Origin of the sequence: Lutimonas sp. (genome assembly GCF_051011215.1) — a bacterium.
Lineage (GTDB): Bacteria > Bacteroidota > Bacteroidia > Flavobacteriales > Flavobacteriaceae > Lutimonas.
Window position 1 is genome coordinate 92183 of the sequence record NZ_JBPCUJ010000020.1, and the last position, 19249, is coordinate 111431.

Consider the following 19249-nt stretch of genomic DNA (forward strand, 5'->3'; position numbering starts at 1 on the left):
TCAATCTTCTTTTTATTTTACGTTTTCTAAAAAAGAAATAACCACTTTCCAGGTATCTTGAACATCATCTCCTACCCTGTTTTCAACCAGCATGGATGAACCATGGACCCCGCTTTTTGGCACATAGGTTTGGTGCTTGAATTTTTCCGCCAATTCAAATTGCAATTTAGATTTTTCATTCTGCATTTCACCCGGAGGTCTCAGCAATAGCAAAGGCTGCTTTAAAGTTTCGAAATACGGATCTGGAAGGCATTCTTTCATGGAGCCTCCAGATGCAGGTGAAAATGCCAAGACCCCATCAACATCTCCCTGTCTATGATTAGCCAGTTGTATGGCCAGTGAGGCGCTATAGCTGCTTCCCCAAACAATTTTAACCCCAGAGAATCCATTATCAATCATAAAATCCAAGGCACCTTCTAAGTTGTTATAGGCATCACAATACTCATAACCATCACCATATATATTCGTAGGAATTTTAGCCAGCGTCCGATTATAACTTCCATAATATTGTCCTCCTGATCGTTGATCAATCGCTAAAACATTATAACCCTGCTCAATTAACCTTGGAATGATGGGTGAGTATTCTCCCCTGGCATTTGACCCTCCCTGATGAAACAGTAGAATGGTTTTCCCTTTTTTATCTATTTCATATAAATCACCAAAAATTTCAACGCTGTCTTGAGTATAAAAACTAATTTCCTTCGATTTGAGAAGAAAATATGAGTTCTTTGTTCGATAGTTATTGAATCCTAAAAGGATACATATCATCATAGAAAAGAGAATAAGAAAGTGTAGTCTCATGGTTATATTCTTTGATAATCGATAACTATTTATTTAGACTGTTGCTTTTTCAGAATTTTAACAATTCTGTTATTGATGATCTCTGACAAATTCCAATACAATAATTTAGCGTCTGTTGTACTGTAAAATTCTATAATAACAGCATCCAGGTCTTTGTGGTATTCTGTAAAACTCTGATATCCGGGTATCCAACCTCCATGCTCATATTCATAAATGGAAGCGTAAATTTCCTTTTCTCCAGGTTTGAAAACAGTACCGTCGTTTAAGGCTCTTAAAAAAGTCCCTACATCCTGAGCGGTCGCTAGCATTCCGCGTTCACCACCTTCCTTCAGATTTAATGGATAACCCACATGATATCCGCCCATCACCCGATCTATATCCACCTCTTTGAGTGAATTATAGGTGTTGCTAAGGTTCAAAGGCGTCAGAATTTCTTCCCGAATAAACTGAAAGTTATCATAACCCAGAACATCATCCATGATCTTATTAATTAGTAGATAATTCGTGTTGCAATATTCGTAATCTTCACCCGGTTCAAAGTTGGCCGGCAACCCGTCAATCAAGGCAAGACTCTCTTCATAGGTCTCTGTTGGAGCTTCCCAAAACCTTGGCGCATCGGTAAAATTAGGCATACCACTTCTATGCTGAATCATTAACCGTAAGGTAATTTTATCAGCGTTTTCGATCCTGTTTTCCAATTCTGGTAAATAATCTGCCACTGTTTTATCAAGAGAAAGCCTTCCGTCACCTACCAATTTTGTAACAGCCACCGCATCATAAAGCTTACTCACACTGGCAATCTTAAATAAGGCATGCGGATCTGCTGGTATTTTTAACTCCCGGTCATGCCATCCTGAAGCAATAAACTGAGGTTCATAACCTCCTTGATCAATATAGACTATGAGGCCTTCAAAACCATGATCAATAGCCTGATCTGCCTGTTCCTGTACTGTGTCAGGCAGCGGCAATATCCAGGCCTTCACAAGGAGCCAGGGCACGAAATACAAGGAAACAATGGTTCCGACCAGTAATAAAATTCTAACAATTCGTTTTGATTTTTTCTTTTCCATAAAAACTTGATGGTTCTTTATTTGGTTGTGACTAATTTACTAAAAATAAAAGCAGGAAATTTTTTACAGCATGTCAATTCGTATCTAACAAGAAGGTCCTTTTCTAAACATCATTATTGACTTCAATCCAATATCCATTGGGATCTTGAAAATAAACCTGCTTGATGCCATCCATTCGAATATAATCTTTTTTGGGGCTGTCTTTCCAATCTGAATAAGTAATATCAAGTGCTTCAAGCTCCTGCATAAATGCATCTATATCACTGGTAGCCAAAGCAAAGTGTACGGCCTTATTGATTTTAATTACTGCATCCGGTCGAGGAATCAGATGAAGTTGTCTGCCATCATTAAAAATTAGCCATCGAGTTTTTGAGTCAGAGGCCGTATTCTCAATTTCTTTCAATTGAAATACTTTTTGGTAAAAAGCGATAGATTCAGTGACATCTTTTACAGAAAGCGCTATATGATTAAAATTAAAGCTATGCATTTATTAATTTGAATTATTAGATATGTTCATTGCTACAATTACTTCCAGCGGTATTCAGATCGTCCTTTTAATTCATGTTCAATTTCCAACAATCGATTGTATTTTGCAATTCTTTCACCACGACAGGCAGATCCCGTTTTTAAATGCCCCCCATCCATGGCCACAGCAAAATCAGCCAAGAAGGTATCTTCAGTCTCTCCTGAGCGATGTGACAGAAAATATCTCCAACCTGCTTCTCTACACATTCTTACAGCCTCAATGGTCTCTGTAACTGAACCTATTTGATTTAACTTAATCAACGCCGAATTGCATGCACCCATCTCGATTCCTTTTTTAATATACTTTGTATTTGTAACAAAATTATCATCTCCTACCACTTCAATCTTATCGCCAAACCGTTTGGTAAACGTGATATATCCTTCCCAGTCTCCTTCTGAAACAGGATCTTCCCAGAGAATTATTGGATACTTCTCCAACCATTCTGCACTTTTTTCAATTAGATCTGCAGTCTTCATTTTACCCAGTCCCGACCATATTAAGTCATAGTTACCGTCAAGATTTGGCGAAAATGAATTAGCTGCACTATCAATGGCTATGGACATATCAATTCCAGGTTTGTAATTGGCTTTTTTTATTGCTTCTATTATTAATTCAATTGCCTCCTCATTACTGGCGCAGTTTGGCGCAAAACCTCCTTCGTCACCCACACTGGTAGCCATTCCTTTGCTTTTTAAAATTCCTTTGAGAATATGAAATGTTTCAGCAACATATCTCAAACCTTCTTTAAACGAGGGTGCTCCATGGGGCACCAACATAAATTCTTGAAAATCCACACTGTTGTCAGCATGTTCCCCTCCGTTCAATATATTCATACATGGAACCGGAATGCGCACGGCATTTGCACCGCCTAAATAGGCATATAATGGTAATTTCGAAGAACTCGCAGCAGCCTTCGCTACAGCCATAGAAACGCCCAATATCGCATTTGCACCAAGTCGAGACTTGTTATTGGTGCCATCCAATTCTATCATTGTATAATCAATATCCTTTTGGTTTGAAGCATCCTTCCCAACCAAGGCACTGGCAATTTCTGTATTTACATTATTAACAGCATTTTGAACGCCTGTACCATTATAACGTTTTTCGCCATCACGAAGTTCAACGGCTTCATTCTGACCAGTTGAAGCTCCTGAAGGAACTGATGCGAAAGATTTGGTTCCGTCCTCTAATATTACATAGGTTCTGACTGTAGGATTCCCTCTGGAATCTAAAATTTCCAGGGCTGAAATATTCTTAATTGTTGAGTTCATAATCGGGGGTTATAAATTAGATATATGGCGAATCACAGTTAAATTAAGGGATTAACAAATTCGGATTAGTAATTTAATACATAAGGAATAGAGTTCAGCCAAACATTTGGTGGAAAAGTATTCTGAGATTTCTCATAAATTCTACGATCCTTAATTCCCCTCACTCGCCGCCTGAAAAGCATTCCATTCGCTATCCACTTGAACTAAATTATGTTCTTTCTCGTAGCCTTTATACAGCGCCAGCATTGTTTCAAATTTTTCCGGCATTTCGTTCTCCAGCGCTTTACTTTCTGAAGGATCTAACACCACATCATATAAGTGCCATTCTCCATCACCAAACATACCGGGACGCACTTTCATCAACTTATAATTGCCCTGCATTAGATATGCATTCCCAAATAGTTCAAAAGCATACCAGTCTTTTTCAGTACGTACCTGATCTGATTTGCTTTCTAAAAATGATCGTGCACTTATTCCAGTTGGCTGCACAATTTCTTTTCCTTTATAGGAAGCCCCTGGATGCTCAATGCCTGCATAATCCAAAATTGTCATCGGCAGGTCCTTAACAGACATCACCACATTAGAAATTTCACCGGCTCTTTTGTAATTTTCATTGGCAGCACCCGGTGGTACAATAATCATTGGAACACGTGTACCTCCTTCTCCAATAAACCACTTCCACCAAGAAAGCCCCCCTGTCGCAGCATTGGCCCATGAGGTACCAATATAATTGCTTGAATTGGCGGTTCCGATAGCCTCAAAACTCGTGTCATAATTTGTAGCAATCCACTCACCAAACTCTTTGTTACCGGTTTTAGGATTTTCAGCTTCCATGCCTTCAGGCCCATTGTCGGATAGATACACAATAAGTGTGTTGTCCATTTGACCTGATTCTTTCAGGTAGTCCAGAACCTGTCCAATTCTATTATCCTGGTCCTCAATTTCAGCCGCATAGGTAGCAAATACTTTTGCCTGATATTCCTTTTCTTTCTGGCTTAGTTCATCCCATTTTTTGACCAAATCATTCTCCTTTGCAGGATCCGAAACTTCACTGATTAATCCATTGGCTTTTAGTCGCTCATAACGAAATTGTTTTAATCCTTCGTATCCTTTTTCAAGATAAAATTCATAATGCTTGTCAACTAATTCCGGTGGAGCCTGAATCGGGAAATGAGCCGTTGTAAAAGCCATATAGGCAAACCAAGGCTTCCCGTTTGCCCTTCCTTCCTTTATAAAATCCAACATTTGATTGGTATACAATTCTCCAGAATAAACACCTTCTGGTCGTTCGTATTTTTCTCCGTTTAAAGTCCATTCTTCTTCAAACTTTCTATTCATCCAATCCGGCGCTGAAAAATCCGGCGTCATTCTTAAATTATTCCAATGATTGGATCCACCTGAAAGAATACCAAATTCTTTGGTGAAGCCCCAATGCAAGGGTCCATGACCTCCAGCGGCTTCTCCACCTAAATGCCATTTACCTACTTTATAAACTTCGTACCCAGCGTCGTTAAATAACTGGCTCAAGGCAACGGCATTCTCCGTTAAATAACCTTCGTAACCTGGCTTCCCTTTTGAAGGTGGATAAAAAGAGTAATCAAAAGATCCTAAGCCCACTTCTATATTATTGCAACCTGTAAGCAACATGGATCGTGTTACAGAGCATACCGGTGAAGCATGGAAATTTGAGAATCGAACTCCTGCATCGGCCAGTCTTTGAAAGTTGGGTGTTTCAATTTCTGAGCCATAAACACCCAGGTCTCCAAACGCGATATCATCTCCTACCAAAAGCAATACATTCATTTTCGGCTTTGATGTGTGCTGTTTTTTATTGGCTTCTTTTTCTTTTGATTGCCCACAACTAATCAAGAAAATGGCTAGAAGCAAGGTGTAAAATATAGTCTTCATTCTATAGTAAATTTTATTTTTTTTAATCTTTTAAAGATAATTATTCTTTTAGTCAATGACAATGTTTTGTTTTTCTACGAACTCCTTAAATTGCCTCATCCACTTTTCGCCTTGTTTTCTATAAACACTTGGAAACAGGATCGCCATCAATTTTGGCAGCACCCAGTCAATACGCGTATATTCAAATTCATATTCATACCGTGTTTTATTTTCAGCAAGTGGCACAAAACGGCACTTCATGGTATTGTCCATAAACTTGTGATGATATGTTGCAGCAAAAGAATCAGGAAGAATATTAGAGGTGATGGTTTCGGTCAATTCCATTTCCCTTTTGGCATCCTTGTAATACATTTTCGAAATTGCCCCAACCTGCCCTTTTTCTCCACTAATCAGTTCTTTTTTCTGAAAGCCATCTTGATATTCCTTTAGGTATTTCGGATCTGCAAATAGTTGAGCTACTATATGCTGTGGTTTATTGATTTCAACAGATCCGCTAAATTTCATGGTTTTATTTTCTTTAAATTAAACATCATAAACTGGTTTGTCAATAATACCATCCCCCTGAAAAATCCAGGCCCAGGCAATTCATATCATAATACTAATGTCAATTTTCATATCGACCTCGAGACTGGCCTTTTTTCTTATTTCGGCCTTCATGGGAATAATATAGGTCTTCTTTTTACTGTCAAACCATATGGCAGTTTCCCAGGAAAGTATTCCAATTCTTGCTCGTGCCTTCATTCTTCCCCAACCCTCTTCCTGCCAGCCAAGATTCTCTTTAATCTCTCTCGAGATATCTTTTGGCAGCGATACAAAATACCAGCCTCCTGGAGCATCATGTCTCCAAATGACACCTATAAATGCATATTCAATCCTAGCTTCCATGGCCCTGCAAACAAAAATTATATAATGAATTAATCAGCAATACCTTGTCCAAATGTTAAAAGGTTATTGTCTGGATCTAATATTGAAAATTCCTTTTGACCCCAGGGTTTAGTTTCTAAGTGTCCATTTGGATGAATAACGGTTTTCCGATTTACCAATGACTCATAAAACACCTCAATATCATCAGTTCTGATATAAACCTGCCCATAGTTTTCTGCGGGGTTCAGCCCTTTAAATTCAAAGAAATGAATTTGAATATGACCTTTTTCCAACATTAAATAAGAATCGTAATCAACATCACCAAACTCCTTGAACCCCAACTTATTATAATAAAAATCTCTGGTGACTTGCTTATCACGCATGGGTAATTTAGGATGTATCGCTGTCAACATATTTCTCTTGTAAGTACTACTCTTCATTTAAAAATTCAGTTACAATAGGATTCTTTTCAGTTTCCATTTCGCAGGTCCAACTGTCTATCCACCACCTTCCATTCTCGTAATGAAGTTGAATACTGTTCAGTCCCCTTACATTGCTTCCTTTTGTTGGTTCATTTCTTATTTCAAAGGCGCTCCATACCTGCGCCATATGCCCAAAATGACTAACACTCCTTTTTAATTCCTTCTCATAGAAATCTTTTTTTGGGGCTAATCCCATCGGAATATATTCCGCTTCCAGCGAGTGCGATTCTATTGCGCCGCTATTATCTAACCTATTGATAACTGCAGTACTTGAATGAATATACTTATCTCTTTCAAATTGCCAGGGATCCTGACTTGAGCCCGAAACCACTTCATAATAGGCTTCAATAATTGCATCTATGGTTTTAACATCCTCAGCATAAGTATGGTCGGCGGATTGCCCCGACACTGAATAGCAAATAATAATTACCAGTACTAAAAGTAACTTTGTTTTCATGACTCGTTTGATTTGTTAATTCGTCCTGTGCTAATTCTATTCATTCTCTGAAGGTATTGGAGTAAAAGCGGCAGCAACCTCTACACAATTTAACCAGGATTCATGACTTTGCACAATCTTCCATTGTTTATCTCTTTTTTGAACAATGCCAGTCCAGACAAGTTGCCCGTTATATTCCGGCACTCCTACCAGTTTCATTTTTAAGTGTAGCGGAAGCGTAAAAGCAATCGTATTTGCAGATAAAAATGTTGCATTCCATGTATCAATTGAATTTTCTAAAACTTCAACAGATGGAGCGATCTCTCGATATGATTTTTTCAATTCTTCCAAGGTAAACACTTCTCCATTACTGGTATAATAGGCATCTGAATCTCCGGAATAATAATGTAATCCCTCTAAAAACTGATGGTTATTAGAAGATTCAAACACTTTTTGTACTGTCTTTTTAGCGTCTTCTATGACAACTTTTCTTTCCGATGCACTAAGGTCTCTTTTAGTATCTTCACATCCTTGAGTAATCGGAAGCAAACAAATAAGGAGGGCTAAAATTGATATTTTTTTCATTTAAAATCTAGTTCTGTTCCTGATGTAAGCACTAATTTATCAATATTCTCCCTTATATACCGATTCCAACTTTAATTTATTGCTAAAAGCGAACGTATCAATTTTCAATTATGCGGGAGATAAAACTACAAAGTATGTGTACGCAACTAGAATAACCTTTTTCAAAGTCCAAGAAAATATGTCCTGGTGAAGTCATTTAAAATGAGTAAAAGGTCATTTATTTCTTTATCCTGGATTCATCTATCTGAAAAAAATCAAGTAATTTCTCTCCAAACATTTCCTGAGGAAATTCAATACTTTTCTCGGCTCCATTGGTCGTTATTTTCAGAGAATTGCCTGAAAGAGTGATTCGTCCATCCTCAGTTGGTATGCTGATCATTTTTTTATGCGTAAAATGGGATTCAGAACTTGTTTGATGATAAGTACACATCGCCTGAAATTCTTTAAACGCCCGGGCTATATTTTTAAAAATATAAGCTGGCGTTGCACTTCCTTCTTCAATTTTACTGACCTGCAGATAATCGTTTTCGAAATTATCAATTTTAAAAGTTCCTTTTTGATCATATTGAACCAGTCCCTCATTGATCTCTAATGGTTCAAATGTAAAATCACCAAATCCTACATCCGTTAGATATTCAACTTCATTAATCTTAACAACTATTGCCAAATGATCATATTGTTTACCAAACCCCTTTTCTTGGCTGTAAACACGAGCTGCCACTCTTTTTGCATCAAAACCTAAGGATATCAGTAACTCAAAGAACAGGCCATTTAATTCATAACAAAACCCACCACGGCCTTGGTTCACTATTTTTTCAAAAATCCTGTCAATTGATAGTTCTATGGTCACATCATAATGAATGTCCAAATTCTCAAATGGAATATGTAACAGATGGGTTCTCTGCAAACTTTTTAAAACATTAAATCCAGGTTCTAAGTCTCCTTTATACTTAATTCTTTCGAGGTATTTATTGATGTTCATGCTCAATTAAAACTGGTATTTTACGATGCCTAGTTCATTCCCTTTTTTGCCTCTTCCAATCCCTGTCTCATGTCTTGCTCAAAATTTGAATCCGGGTAATTTTTAAGGCCCTTATCAAAATAAAGAAGGGCATTTTTGAAGTCTTTATGTTTCAAATAAAATTGCCCGAAACGATTTTGCCAATAGGCCGAGGCGTATCTTTTAGTGCTCAAAACATCTTTAAACTCATTCATAAAAATAGAAAAATATTCAAAATCATTTCGATTCCAGGCCAACCAGATTAACCCGTTCTTGGTGCTTTCATCAATATTTCCATCACCTCCAAATCGCTGCGCCCGGTTTTCAAAATAAGCATTCAGATAATCCATGCCTCCTAAATCAATATACTGCTGAATACTTTCAAAAACAGGGGAATCATAATTGTAATAATAGTATTTCAAACCTTTATAAATGGCCAGATGTGCCAAAGTTTCATGCACTTCATCATTAAACAACTCATATTTCCAAATGAGATTCTCGGGCTCGTTCTTTTGCAATATTTCATTAAATGCCTCCGTTGAACCAATATAGTAGATATCCTTTTTTGAATTGGCCATAAACAGGTATTTATCTTGCTTCGAATCAAAGGATTTAACTACGTCTTCTGTGGCATACCCTCCATCGGAAATAAGGATCCCATTAAGCAGGTCACTCCGTTTAAAAATCAATTCACTTAGATAATAAGCAGCTGCTTCCCAACCAAAAATAACACGCTCTTTGTTGGTTCTGTAATTTGAATCAATATATGCAATGACCTCATTCTCTAGAAAATCTGTGAACTTTTCATTTTCTTCATCAAACAAGGTTCTTCTTAAGGGATTACTATTGTGAATACCTACAACAATCATTTCAGGAATAGCTCCTGGAGTTCGTAAGGCCTTTTGAACAGCGACACCACTCAGAAAATACCACTGCCCATCCAATATATAAAGCACCGGATATTCTTTCTCTGACTCGGTGTATCCATCAGGGATATAGATTTGAATGGTTCTTTCCTGATCTAAAACTGAAGATTGAATTGTATGCTGGGTACCAACAATAATCTGCGAACCATTAACTTGTGCTGTACTGATGTAACTCACAAAACAGCATAAATAGAAAAACAAGAAGATTCTCATAGATGACGTTTTATTTCTTTTTAAGTGTTATGGTCTTTTTCAGCTTAGCACTTTCCCGAGCAGCTTCTAGTATTTCCATCACAATCATATTATTTTCCAAAGAAGAAAGATCATAGTCCCTTAATTCAATTTCTTTGTTGATCACCGCCGCAAAGAGAGAAAAAGGATCGTCCATTGGTTTTTGGCGTTCCTCAAGAATATAAGATTTCTCCTCATATTCATCGTAGCCCTCCGCTATTCTTACTCGAAGACTGTTGCGATTATCGGCATAAATTGCACCTTTCAGCCCATATACCTCCATGTCTTTTCTTCCTATAGGCCAATTCCATGATGCCTGAATGAGTGCATTTGAAGCCTCATAGGTTAAAATAATAGTTGCTTCGTCATCAACTTTGGGATTGTTCTCGTTTTGTAGCTGTTGTGTGACCGCAGTTACCGTAATTGGCCTTTGTCCATGCTGCAGCCAGGTCATTAAATTTGCACCATAACATCCAAAATCCATGAGGGCGCCACCACCGTTTTGAACAGGGTCCGTCAACCATTCTAAAAATTCTGTATTAACTCCTATTTTTTTTGGCCCCCTATGTCCGTCTCGAATTACAATTTTTCGCACATCTCCGACAGCTCCTGATTCGATCAGCTCATAAGCTCTATGATTTGTAGGATACCAGGTTGTCTCATAATTAGTAAGCAAATGGATGTTGTGTTTTTTGGCCAGTAATTCCATTTTTTTGGCATGTTCCATACTCACTGCCAGTGGCTTTTCTACCATCACATGAATTCCTCGAGGAGCACAAGTTTCGACCACTTCAAGATGTTCATAAATAGTTCCAAAAGCAGTTACTGCATCCGGAGAAACAGCTGCGAGCATTTCCTCCATGGATTCATAGACAAGGCTCATGGCATAACCATGTTGTTTAGAATAACGCGCTGCCAGCTCACGATTCGGTTCAACAATTCCAACTATTTCAATATCGCCACGATCTTCTCTACCAAGAATCCAATGCACATGCGTATGAGTTAGACCGATGACACCTATTTTTACAGGATCTTTCTGTGCCATTAAATGAATTGACACTAAAGTAATGACAGCAAACGTAAATAGATTTTTAATCCTCATAGCTCTAAGATTCCGATTGAAAGGTACTGAAAGATCATGTAATACCCTGAATTTATTTTCTGGTTAGCTTGTGCTATTATTGGTATTTTTATCATAGAATTGGATGATCAAGGCTGCCAGTTCCTCCCCCTTCTCTTCTTGTATAAAATGTCCCGCATGTAGAATTTCATGTTGCTGCCCACTTGCTCCAGGTATTAATTTCTGAAAAGCTTTTTCAGCGCCGATCATAATCGTGTCCTTTTCTCCAAAAATAGTCAGAAATGGTTTCTGCCATGATTTCAATTTGTCCCAGGCCTTCCTGTTTTTAATAGATTCCGGGTCATCCGCTTCTACAGGCACCAAAGTTGGAAAAATTCTTGCTCCTGCTTTAAATTCTTCAGAAGGGAAAGGAGCATTATATGCTTTATAGACCTCTTCAGAAAGCGCCTGTACAGTGCCCATATCAATTACTTTTCCAATATCAAACCCAGGTGAATACTGCGAATATTCCCGCCATTTTAAAAAACTTTCCGGCATCGCAACCATGCCCGTCGGCAAGGTGGTATTGGAGGCAACAACCATATCAAATCTATCACTCAATTCCGTAATAATTCTCAATCCAATCAAACCTCCCCAATCCTGACAAAAAAGAAGAATATTCTTCAGATCTATCTTCGTTATAAATGCAGAAATCCAGTCCAGATGCTTTTGATACGAATAATCCTTTTTATCCACAAATTTATCAGACTTTCCAAATCCGATCAAATCAGGAGCGATCACTCGAAATTTATCTGCGAGAACTGGAATCATGTTGCGATACAAATAGGACCAGCTTGGTTCTCCATGCAGCAATAACACAACAGGGCTGTTCTTGTTTCCTTCGTCAAGATAGTGCATTCTTAGACCCTCTGCTATGTCTATATAATGACTTTGGAAATCATAATTTTCTAAGTTTTCAAAGCTGTTTTCAGGTGTTCGAATAATTTTGCCCATATGAGTTACATTTGTTCTGTGCAGTCCTTATTAAATGCCATAGCATATTTTAACAACTGCTTTTCAAGCTACAAGATACTTCATTTTTTTATGTGGATTCAAGATAAGGCAATCCTTCAGGCAACTGACCTTTCAATCGTTCTTTTCTAATAATTCCTTCAACGTTTTCTTTGAACCTTCACTCCCAAGTGCTACTGCCTTGGTATAACATTCTATGGCTGCTTCTTTTTGATCATACTTGAGGTATGCTTCACCCAATGAATCCCATAAATTACCATCTTCAGGAAATAATGTCACATTAAGTTTAAACAGTTCTAAGGCCCAGCCAGGTGCCTCTTCTTTCTTTAACCGACCATAAGCGATACGATTAAGTACTGCGTGGTCGTTAAATTCGGCATTCAGTTGTTTCTCTAAAAAACCAGGTAATTCTTCAGCATTTTCAAAAGAATTTACGTGCATAAATTCATGAATTAATTGATAACTGTTTTTAGCAAGTGGCGCAGCCTTATAGCTGACATCAAACATCATTCTGCCTATTTCTCTGGCGACGTTTTCCGATTCATGTCCCAAAAAAGAATTTGTAATATAAATAACCACTACATCCTCATCCATATATCTCACGAAATCCGCAAAATACAATCCGTTACTACCATTATGAGCAACTACTTTAGTTCCCCTGTTGCTTGTAGATATGGCCCAGCCATAGCCATAATATGATGTTGAATTATCATTTTCGGCTACATGTGAAGTTTCCTGAATCATTCTGGAATGGGGTGTTAGCACCACATTATTTTGTAAAGCAACATGCCATTTATATAAATCTTCCACGCTTGAATGAATATCTCCCTTCCCAATGCTATACCAATGATTTTCGTTGTATGGCAAATGCTGCTGGGTGGTTCCCCAGTCCGCCCATTTCTCATCATTTACATGATAGTAGTATCCATGTGCCAGTCTTTCCGTACTAAAACTGATACTCTTATATCCTGTACTTTTCATTTGGGAAGGTTCAAAAAAATAGTCCTGTAGAAAAGTACCATAGCTTTGACCTGAAACCGATTCCAACAGCGCAGTGAGCATGATGTAGTTTGCATTGGCGTATTGATGCATTGTTCCGGGTTTTGACTGTAATTCTGATTCAAAAAACTCAGTTAAAAACTTTTCCTTACTTGCTTCATCATATCTAAAACCACCCGTTCTTTTGGAAATTCCAGATGTATGCGTTAATAATTGATGAATAGTAATGTCCTTTTTATCTATGGGAGTCTGATCAAAATACGTGCTTATTTTATCCGATGTTTTAATTTTTCCTTGTTCCACCAATTTTAAAATCGCCGACGCAGTGAATTGTTTGGTTACAGAACCAATATTAAACACGGTAGATGGATGAGCAGGTATTTTGTTTTTTCGATCAGCCCACCCGTAACCTTTAGATAACAGTATTTCGCCTTTTTTAGAAACCAAAACAGCTCCCGAAAAACCATTGACCTCACTCGCATACAGATACTGGTCAATTTTTTCAATTAATACAGAATCACTGCTGAACTCTTTTCCTGCATTTTGAGCAAAAGAGCCTGCAGTTGTAAAAATTAAGAAAGCACATATGATTCCTCTAAATGATATACTCATTTTATAATTCTTTGATTGATGAGGGATAAGTCTGTCGAATCAGTTATTTGTTACAATTTTAATTCATCTAATTGAAATAGTTTAATGATAAGACAACCGATTTTTGACTGTTAAAGAATATGCATTCCGATTTCTTCTTCAAACATGTTGAATGAAGCTATTGAACTATTGTTTTTCGACCCAGGGAAATAAGGTGTTTATCCCAGTTCATCGACAGCTCGAAAAGCCTCTTCGATGGCGGATTGCGTATACGCTGAAGCAGCCGCATCGCAGTTCGCAATACTTATATTTCCTATCGGTTGACGGGCGATCTCATGAGGAGCTTCACCAGCTTTATATTCTTCATCCCAAAGATCGAGGTATCCATAGGAATAGCCGTGGGACCATCTGTTTACAGTAATGGCCAAAATATCGCTGTTCACATCAAATCCTGCAGGTCCCAGCAAACCGTCCAGCACCTCTCGCACTTCTCTTTCAAAGTCTTCAAACTTCTTTTCAAAAAGTGACATTCTTGCTTTCCGAAGCTGATCGTGAATATGAACATCACGTTCAGGAGGTTCCATCATACCCCAAAACATCAAAGCCACCGCTTCATCCTTTTCGAAATCAGGTGCATAACCAGCAGTTTCCACACCTTTTGTCATAAACATCTTGGCATGCATACGTCCCGGACAATAGGCTCCGGAAATCCCGAGTTGGTCAAGTGCTTTGCTATTTTTGATCAGTACATTTGTAAGAAGCATCGGATGTTTTACCTGGTACTGCTGCGCTTTTTTCTGATGAGAAGGAAGCTCAGGGCAGATATGAGGAATAATGGAATGATAACAAGCTAAAACGCTGTGTTTAGATTTTATGCGCCATGTTTTTCCTTCCTGAACATAACTTACCTCGACCTTGTCATCTTTATTTTTCACCCGAACCACCGTGGATGACAAACGAATATTGATGGCCTTACCAGATGCATCAAGCTTCGAATAATCAAGCTTGTCCATGGCAATGGTTTTCGCAGTAGCTTCAGGGCAGACCTCTGGTATTAACGAGCACACTAAAAGGCGTGCAATGGTTGCATTTCCGTCCGGAAACATGGCAACATCTTCCGATTCTTCATTGCCAATAACTTTTTCAGCCGAATCACCCAGCCTATGAGCTCCCGGAAGCCATGCACTTAAAGTTTCGGCAACCGACAAACTATGCGTCTGAACCCCCCAATAACCGTCTGTAGATTTAATAAATAATTCGATTACTTCTTGGGGCAGTTTACAATATGTATCTAAAAAATCAGTATAGCTCGTTTTATAGAGTACTTCATCAATCTCTGCCTCCGTCAGTCCTTCAAGTACATTGCTGTCATTCGCATAAAAATCCTTCAAGGCTTTAATTCCCGCATCACTCAAAGGGAACTGATCTATTTTATCGAGTGCATCTTCATTTCTGCTAAAAACCGAAAACCCTGGAATCAGTATATTTTTACCAAAGGTCTCTTCATCAAACCAAATAGCTGGTTTGTCATTTCCGTAATGAAAATCAAGCTTTTTGTGCAAGCTATTTACATCAATTCCTAAGTCAGCAATCAAGTCCAGCACTGAAGTACTAAAACCTGTATACTCCAAATTCATAGTGCCTCCCCATGATAAGCGCGTATGAGAAGATTGATTGAACTCATTTCGTTTGGCATGACCGCCAAAATCATCATGATTATCCAGAATGAGAATCTTTGAGGCCGAACCAAATTTTTTGCGATACTCATAGGCAGCTGTTAGGCCACGGATACCTGCTCCCACCACAACAAGATCATAATATTCATTTAAATCAACCGGATTGTCAAATTGTTTCCCTTCTCGAGCCAAGGCATGTGCAGTTTCAAAAGAGCCGTCATGCGAACCGCGCATTCCGGTCTTTATAGGTGGATACTCCTGTAGAGGAGGCACAGAATCTTTATCTTTAGAAACACATCCTGACGGGAGCATAAAAGCCAATGAAGCCAGGCCTGTTGCCTGTATAAAATCCCTTCGAGCAATTGCCTTACTCATTCCCAATTGCTCGTCAGTTTTTTTCATCTTTTTTAATTAAGTTTAGTCCAGGTATTTCACACGCTTCGCACCTACCGAAAGCCAGAATTTAAAGTTAGTTAAATTTCATCTCCATCACCAAAGTGAGCATCCCTTGTTGGTCTAGCTCCTTGTATGCCCTAACTTCTGCAGCATTTTTTTCCGGGAGCTCATTCTTCTGAACCTGTTTTAGGATAATTGCCTTTTTAGCAAAATAGTTTCTATATACCATCTGACAGTATTGTTTTAATAAACCTGAAAGTTCGATGCTATGAATTTACTCATTTTATCTGACCCTTATCTACCTGTTCTAATTGCTTTTTATAGGTTTCAATTCGTGCATGTGCAGTGCCGTCTACCAATAAAATAACAATCATCATCGCAATGGTAGTAATCATACTTGCGCGCCAAACAGGTGATTTAACGAATATAATGACCAAAGCACAAGCAGTAATAATAAGTGGAATGGCTGTAAAAACAATGGTTCGATATTCGTTTAAAGTTCCTTCAATACGGTTAAATTCTGATGCCACAAATGCAGAGGCATCTTTATGATAGGCAGTTTCAAATTGATTTATTCTTGACTTATTCGTATAAAACAATCCAAGCCCTATGGTCAACAATAAAACCCCAGCTACCAGGGAAGGAATGATGTAGGCCCTGGCCATTTCGGTTTTTCCCAGCTGCCAAAATCCTATACTTGCTATCAAAAACAAGATGGCAAATAAGATGAAGAACCTTGTAGAAAAAACTTCAGCTTTCGCCCATTCTGTGGCTAATTTTAATACTTCCATGGTTTAGTTCATTTTATATTTTTCTCTATATGCTGTTGGGCTGATACCTTCTTTCTTTTTAAATAACCTGGAAAAATAAGGCGGGTATTCAAAGCCCAATTCATAGGCAACTTCAGCGATCGATTTATTCGGATTCAGTAAAATATTCTTCGCTTCATCGATCAGGTACAATTGTAAATGCTCGGTAGAAGTTTTTCCTGTTTCTTTTTTCAGGGTATCACTTAAGTAGCGCTGAGAAACCGACAACTGATCTGCAAGCTGTTCAATGCTTGGAATCCCTTTTTCGGCTAATTGCCCAGAATCAAAATTTGCCCTTAACTTTTGGTTAAACTGCTCCAACAGATCAATCGACAATTCCTTTCGGTTTAAAAATTGCCTTTCGTAAAATCGATTGGCATATTTAAAAAGGGTACTTAGTTGCGAAATAATGATGTCTTTACTAAATTCATCTTGATTGTTTTGGTATTCTATGTCAATACCTTGCACGATAGATTCAATCTGCCTTTCCTCTTTAGGCGAAAGGTGGAGCGCTTCATTAACTGAATAAGAAAAGAAGCCATACTTCTTGATCTCGTGGGCCAGTTCGGTCCCTTTGATAAAATCTTCATGAAAGTTAATCGAAAAGCCTTTTTGTTCAAACACCACGCTGCTATCCCATTGCAAGACTTGCCTTGGCGCAATAAATATCAAGGCGCCATTGGTAAAATCATACTGGGTACGACCATAGTTTAAATCACCTTTCACTACCTTCTTTAAGCTAATAGAATAGCAATCGTTGGTAATCGGAGGTGAACTCTCTTTGGGACAGGGTAAGAAACCATCACCGGTGGCAGAAAATACGCTGAGCATAGGATGCTCCGGACCCGGAAGCTCCAAATAATCTATATAGGCTGATAAGGTTTTAAAATGTTGCATATGAGCTAATTTACAAATTCCACGTAATTCCGGTTTCTTTTTCCGAAAGATCCCATAATCTTTCTGACACTGCCTTGTCTTTGGCATGAGGCTCTATTTTATGTGCGCCAACCGGGCCAACCCAATTGCTTCTTCCTGTTGGGCCATAAAAACCACTTTGGTCTAAATTTGATTCTGTCGCACACATTAATTGTGGATATGCTCCTTTTTCAGCCGATTGTACTAATGGTGAAAGCATCATGAGCTTATAGATGATTTTCACCATAAAACCACCACTGGTATTGATCAAGTTCGTTCTTGAAGCTCCCGGATGACAGGCATAGGCTTTGACAGCTGTATTACCCGCTTGTTCCAATCTATGCTGTAATTCATAAATGCTCATAATTTGAGCTAATTTACTCTGGCTATAGGCCGTGTTGGCATTATAACCCTTATCCCAATTCATATCATCAAAATTGATGGTTTTTATCCCCATATCATAGCCCATACTGCCAACGGTTACAATTCGTCCTTTTGATTTCTCAATAAGCGGGAAGAGCAAGGCTTGAAGCTTAAAATTTCCGAAGTAATTCGTTCCCATTTGACTTTCCCAGCCGTTTACTGTTAAGGTTTGTTTAGGCACCTGGGCAATGGCTGCATTGCAGATCAAGGCATCTATTTTAGCAACTGTTTTAACAACCTCTTCGGCAGCTTTCTTTACAGAGGCTTGTTCTGCCAGATCCATTTTTATAGCCATCGCATCTATATCGTTTCCAAGTTCTTGTTTTAAAGTCGCGATGACGTCTGTAGATTTTTTAGGATTCCTATTTAACATCACAACTTTTGCTCCCTTAGACAAAAATATCTTTGCTGCTTCAAATCCTGTCCCGCTAGTGGTCCCGGTAATCACATACGTTTTTCCTTTCTGAGATTTCATTAACTCAGGTGTCCATCCTTTTTTTCCGAATTGATTTGTCTTCATGATCGCTTATTTTCTCTTATTTAAAATCATAGGACAAAGGTAAGATGCAGGCTATCATTCTGCCTTGCACAGATTTTCGAATCTTGTATACTTTTTGGTTTTTGAGAAAAATACGAGGTTTATTAGATTCAATTTCAGCGAGTATTATTTCAACTTATCAATCAACTCCAATTCTTTGGCTCTGTTCAAACCCATACCAACAGCCTCGGTTCCATAGGCTATTTCTTTATTGATATCAGATCGATACCAATCCATGCAATCGTTCAACGTAGATTCAATAGGTGTAAATTTAAAGCCTGTTGTCACCAGCTTCTCATTACTAATTTGCATAAATGCGTCTTCAGACAAAGGTGTCCATAAGGGCAGATCACTAAATGCTGCAACATGATTGGCAGCTAAAAATTCTTCGCTGGCCCAGATTAGTTCAGATTGAGAATTGAATTGTTTTTTAGCTCCTTCCAAAAAGTCTTTCCAAATCAAGTCATTTTCTTTAGGGCCTGTACAATTATAAACTCCTGTCATATTATGTTCTGCCGCCATAATCGCAAACCTACCTATATCCTTGACGTCAATGAACTGCAAGTGATCGAGTCCTGAACCAGGCGCAATGATTGCCTCATTCTGATGAAGTTTTAAACACCAATATAAGATGTCTAAAGCAGGATCTCTCCATCCTTTTATGGGTCCTCCCCGCAGAATGGTATGATTATTCTTAAACCTCTCTTTTA

Annotated in this window: 21 protein-coding genes; all 21 read right to left on the minus strand. The window is 38.3% G+C overall.

What is annotated here, in order from left to right:
* Positions 1-12: 12 nt before the first annotated feature.
* The gene (locus ACR2MV_RS02760) at positions 13-801 is read right to left on the minus strand and encodes a hypothetical protein (RefSeq protein WP_434020367.1); all 789 of its coding nucleotides are present in this window, start codon (positions 799-801) and stop codon (positions 13-15) included.
* 29 nt (positions 802-830) lie between these two features.
* On the minus strand, positions 831-1871 hold the full coding sequence (locus tag ACR2MV_RS02765) for a serine hydrolase domain-containing protein (protein WP_434020368.1): 1041 nt from the start codon (positions 1869-1871) through the stop codon (positions 831-833).
* A gap of 103 nt (positions 1872-1974) precedes the next feature.
* Complete coding sequence (locus ACR2MV_RS02770) at positions 1975-2358, minus strand: VOC family protein (protein ID WP_434020369.1); 384 nt, start codon at positions 2356-2358, stop codon at positions 1975-1977.
* Positions 2359-2396: 38 nt separating this feature from the next.
* Positions 2397-3668, minus strand: coding sequence for a phosphopyruvate hydratase (gene eno / locus ACR2MV_RS02775; protein ID WP_434020370.1), 1272 nt, complete (start codon positions 3666-3668; stop codon positions 2397-2399).
* A gap of 150 nt (positions 3669-3818) precedes the next feature.
* Complete coding sequence (locus tag ACR2MV_RS02780; RefSeq protein ID WP_434020371.1) at positions 3819-5576, minus strand: arylsulfatase; 1758 nt, start codon at positions 5574-5576, stop codon at positions 3819-3821.
* Positions 5577-5624: 48 nt separating this feature from the next.
* Complete coding sequence (locus tag ACR2MV_RS02785; RefSeq protein WP_434020372.1) at positions 5625-6080, minus strand: SRPBCC family protein; 456 nt, start codon at positions 6078-6080, stop codon at positions 5625-5627.
* A gap of 81 nt (positions 6081-6161) precedes the next feature.
* Positions 6162-6461 carry a DUF1905 domain-containing protein gene (locus tag ACR2MV_RS02790; RefSeq protein ID WP_434020373.1) on the minus strand — a complete coding sequence of 100 codons (300 nt, stop codon included), beginning with the start codon at positions 6459-6461 and terminating at the stop codon, positions 6162-6164.
* Between the two features lie 29 nt (positions 6462-6490).
* A complete protein-coding gene (locus tag ACR2MV_RS02795; RefSeq protein ID WP_434020374.1) occupies positions 6491-6880 on the minus strand; it encodes a bleomycin resistance protein in 390 nt (129 codons plus the stop codon).
* Positions 6870-7379 carry a hypothetical protein gene (locus tag ACR2MV_RS02800; protein WP_434020375.1) on the minus strand — a complete coding sequence of 170 codons (510 nt, stop codon included), beginning with the start codon at positions 7377-7379 and terminating at the stop codon, positions 6870-6872. The genes ACR2MV_RS02795 and ACR2MV_RS02800 overlap by 11 nt, the downstream gene beginning before the upstream one ends.
* Positions 7380-7415: 36 nt before the next feature.
* Positions 7416-7943, minus strand: coding sequence for a nuclear transport factor 2 family protein (locus tag ACR2MV_RS02805; RefSeq protein WP_434020376.1), 528 nt, complete (start codon positions 7941-7943; stop codon positions 7416-7418).
* A gap of 217 nt (positions 7944-8160) precedes the next feature.
* On the minus strand, positions 8161-8925 hold the full coding sequence (locus ACR2MV_RS02810; protein ID WP_434020377.1) for an arylamine N-acetyltransferase family protein: 765 nt from the start codon (positions 8923-8925) through the stop codon (positions 8161-8163).
* 29 nt (positions 8926-8954) lie between these two features.
* Positions 8955-10082, minus strand: coding sequence for an alpha/beta hydrolase (locus tag ACR2MV_RS02815; RefSeq protein WP_434020378.1), 1128 nt, complete (start codon positions 10080-10082; stop codon positions 8955-8957).
* Positions 10083-10092: 10 nt separating this feature from the next.
* Positions 10093-11202: a Gfo/Idh/MocA family protein gene (locus ACR2MV_RS02820; protein ID WP_434020379.1), complete on the minus strand. Its 1110-nt coding sequence runs from the start codon at positions 11200-11202 to the stop codon at positions 10093-10095.
* Between the two features lie 63 nt (positions 11203-11265).
* Positions 11266-12174 (minus strand): haloalkane dehalogenase, encoded by a 909-nt coding sequence (locus tag ACR2MV_RS02825; protein WP_434020380.1) that lies wholly within the window; start codon positions 12172-12174, stop codon positions 11266-11268.
* A 132-nt stretch (positions 12175-12306) separates the two neighbouring features.
* On the minus strand, positions 12307-13803 hold the full coding sequence (locus tag ACR2MV_RS02830) for a serine hydrolase (RefSeq protein ID WP_434020381.1): 1497 nt from the start codon (positions 13801-13803) through the stop codon (positions 12307-12309).
* A 197-nt stretch (positions 13804-14000) separates the two neighbouring features.
* Positions 14001-15860 (minus strand): NAD(P)-binding protein, encoded by a 1860-nt coding sequence (locus ACR2MV_RS02835; protein WP_434020382.1) that lies wholly within the window; start codon positions 15858-15860, stop codon positions 14001-14003.
* Between the two features lie 67 nt (positions 15861-15927).
* Positions 15928-16083: a hypothetical protein gene (locus ACR2MV_RS02840; protein WP_434020383.1), complete on the minus strand. Its 156-nt coding sequence runs from the start codon at positions 16081-16083 to the stop codon at positions 15928-15930.
* A 49-nt stretch (positions 16084-16132) separates the two neighbouring features.
* Positions 16133-16645, minus strand: a complete 513-nt coding sequence (locus ACR2MV_RS02845) for a hypothetical protein (RefSeq protein ID WP_434020384.1) — start codon at positions 16643-16645, stop codon at positions 16133-16135.
* A gap of 3 nt (positions 16646-16648) precedes the next feature.
* Complete coding sequence (locus ACR2MV_RS02850; RefSeq protein WP_434020385.1) at positions 16649-17560, minus strand: helix-turn-helix domain-containing protein; 912 nt, start codon at positions 17558-17560, stop codon at positions 16649-16651.
* Between the two features lie 10 nt (positions 17561-17570).
* Positions 17571-18521 carry an SDR family oxidoreductase gene (locus tag ACR2MV_RS02855; protein ID WP_434020386.1) on the minus strand — a complete coding sequence of 317 codons (951 nt, stop codon included), beginning with the start codon at positions 18519-18521 and terminating at the stop codon, positions 17571-17573.
* Between the two features lie 144 nt (positions 18522-18665).
* On the minus strand, positions 18666-19249 hold a 584-nt coding region (locus tag ACR2MV_RS02860; protein ID WP_434020387.1), incomplete at its 5' end, for a hypothetical protein.

Bases quoted from the DNA above. Each gene is read 5' to 3' on its own strand.
- ACR2MV_RS02815 (WP_434020378.1), bottom strand. From the start codon at position 10,082: ATGAGAATCTTCTTGTTTTTCTATTTATGCTGTTTTGTGAGTTACATC.
- ACR2MV_RS02790 (WP_434020373.1), bottom strand. From the start codon at position 6,461: ATGGAAGCTAGGATTGAATATGCATTTATAGGTGTCATTTGGAGACAT.
- ACR2MV_RS02830 (WP_434020381.1), bottom strand. From the start codon at position 13,803: ATGAGTATATCATTTAGAGGAATCATATGTGCTTTCTTAATTTTTACA.
- ACR2MV_RS02855 (WP_434020386.1), bottom strand. From the start codon at position 18,521: ATGAAGACAAATCAATTCGGAAAAAAAGGATGGACACCTGAGTTAATG.
- ACR2MV_RS02765 (WP_434020368.1), bottom strand. From the start codon at position 1,871: ATGGAAAAGAAAAAATCAAAACGAATTGTTAGAATTTTATTACTGGTC.
- ACR2MV_RS02810 (WP_434020377.1), bottom strand. From the start codon at position 8,925: ATGAACATCAATAAATACCTCGAAAGAATTAAGTATAAAGGAGACTTA.
- ACR2MV_RS02825 (WP_434020380.1), bottom strand. From the start codon at position 12,174: ATGGGCAAAATTATTCGAACACCTGAAAACAGCTTTGAAAACTTAGAA.
- eno (WP_434020370.1), bottom strand. From the start codon at position 3,668: ATGAACTCAACAATTAAGAATATTTCAGCCCTGGAAATTTTAGATTCC.
- ACR2MV_RS02780 (WP_434020371.1), bottom strand. From the start codon at position 5,576: ATGAAGACTATATTTTACACCTTGCTTCTAGCCATTTTCTTGATTAGT.
- ACR2MV_RS02785 (WP_434020372.1), bottom strand. From the start codon at position 6,080: ATGAAATTTAGCGGATCTGTTGAAATCAATAAACCACAGCATATAGTA.
- ACR2MV_RS02835 (WP_434020382.1), bottom strand. From the start codon at position 15,860: ATGAAAAAAACTGACGAGCAATTGGGAATGAGTAAGGCAATTGCTCGA.
- ACR2MV_RS02760 (WP_434020367.1), bottom strand. From the start codon at position 801: ATGAGACTACACTTTCTTATTCTCTTTTCTATGATGATATGTATCCTT.
- ACR2MV_RS02845 (WP_434020384.1), bottom strand. From the start codon at position 16,645: ATGGAAGTATTAAAATTAGCCACAGAATGGGCGAAAGCTGAAGTTTTT.
- ACR2MV_RS02770 (WP_434020369.1), bottom strand. From the start codon at position 2,358: ATGCATAGCTTTAATTTTAATCATATAGCGCTTTCTGTAAAAGATGTC.
- ACR2MV_RS02800 (WP_434020375.1), bottom strand. From the start codon at position 7,379: ATGAAAACAAAGTTACTTTTAGTACTGGTAATTATTATTTGCTATTCA.
- ACR2MV_RS02795 (WP_434020374.1), bottom strand. From the start codon at position 6,880: ATGAAGAGTAGTACTTACAAGAGAAATATGTTGACAGCGATACATCCT.
- ACR2MV_RS02850 (WP_434020385.1), bottom strand. From the start codon at position 17,560: ATGCAACATTTTAAAACCTTATCAGCCTATATAGATTATTTGGAGCTT.
- ACR2MV_RS02805 (WP_434020376.1), bottom strand. From the start codon at position 7,943: ATGAAAAAAATATCAATTTTAGCCCTCCTTATTTGTTTGCTTCCGATT.
- ACR2MV_RS02820 (WP_434020379.1), bottom strand. From the start codon at position 11,202: ATGAGGATTAAAAATCTATTTACGTTTGCTGTCATTACTTTAGTGTCA.
- ACR2MV_RS02840 (WP_434020383.1), bottom strand. From the start codon at position 16,083: ATGGTATATAGAAACTATTTTGCTAAAAAGGCAATTATCCTAAAACAG.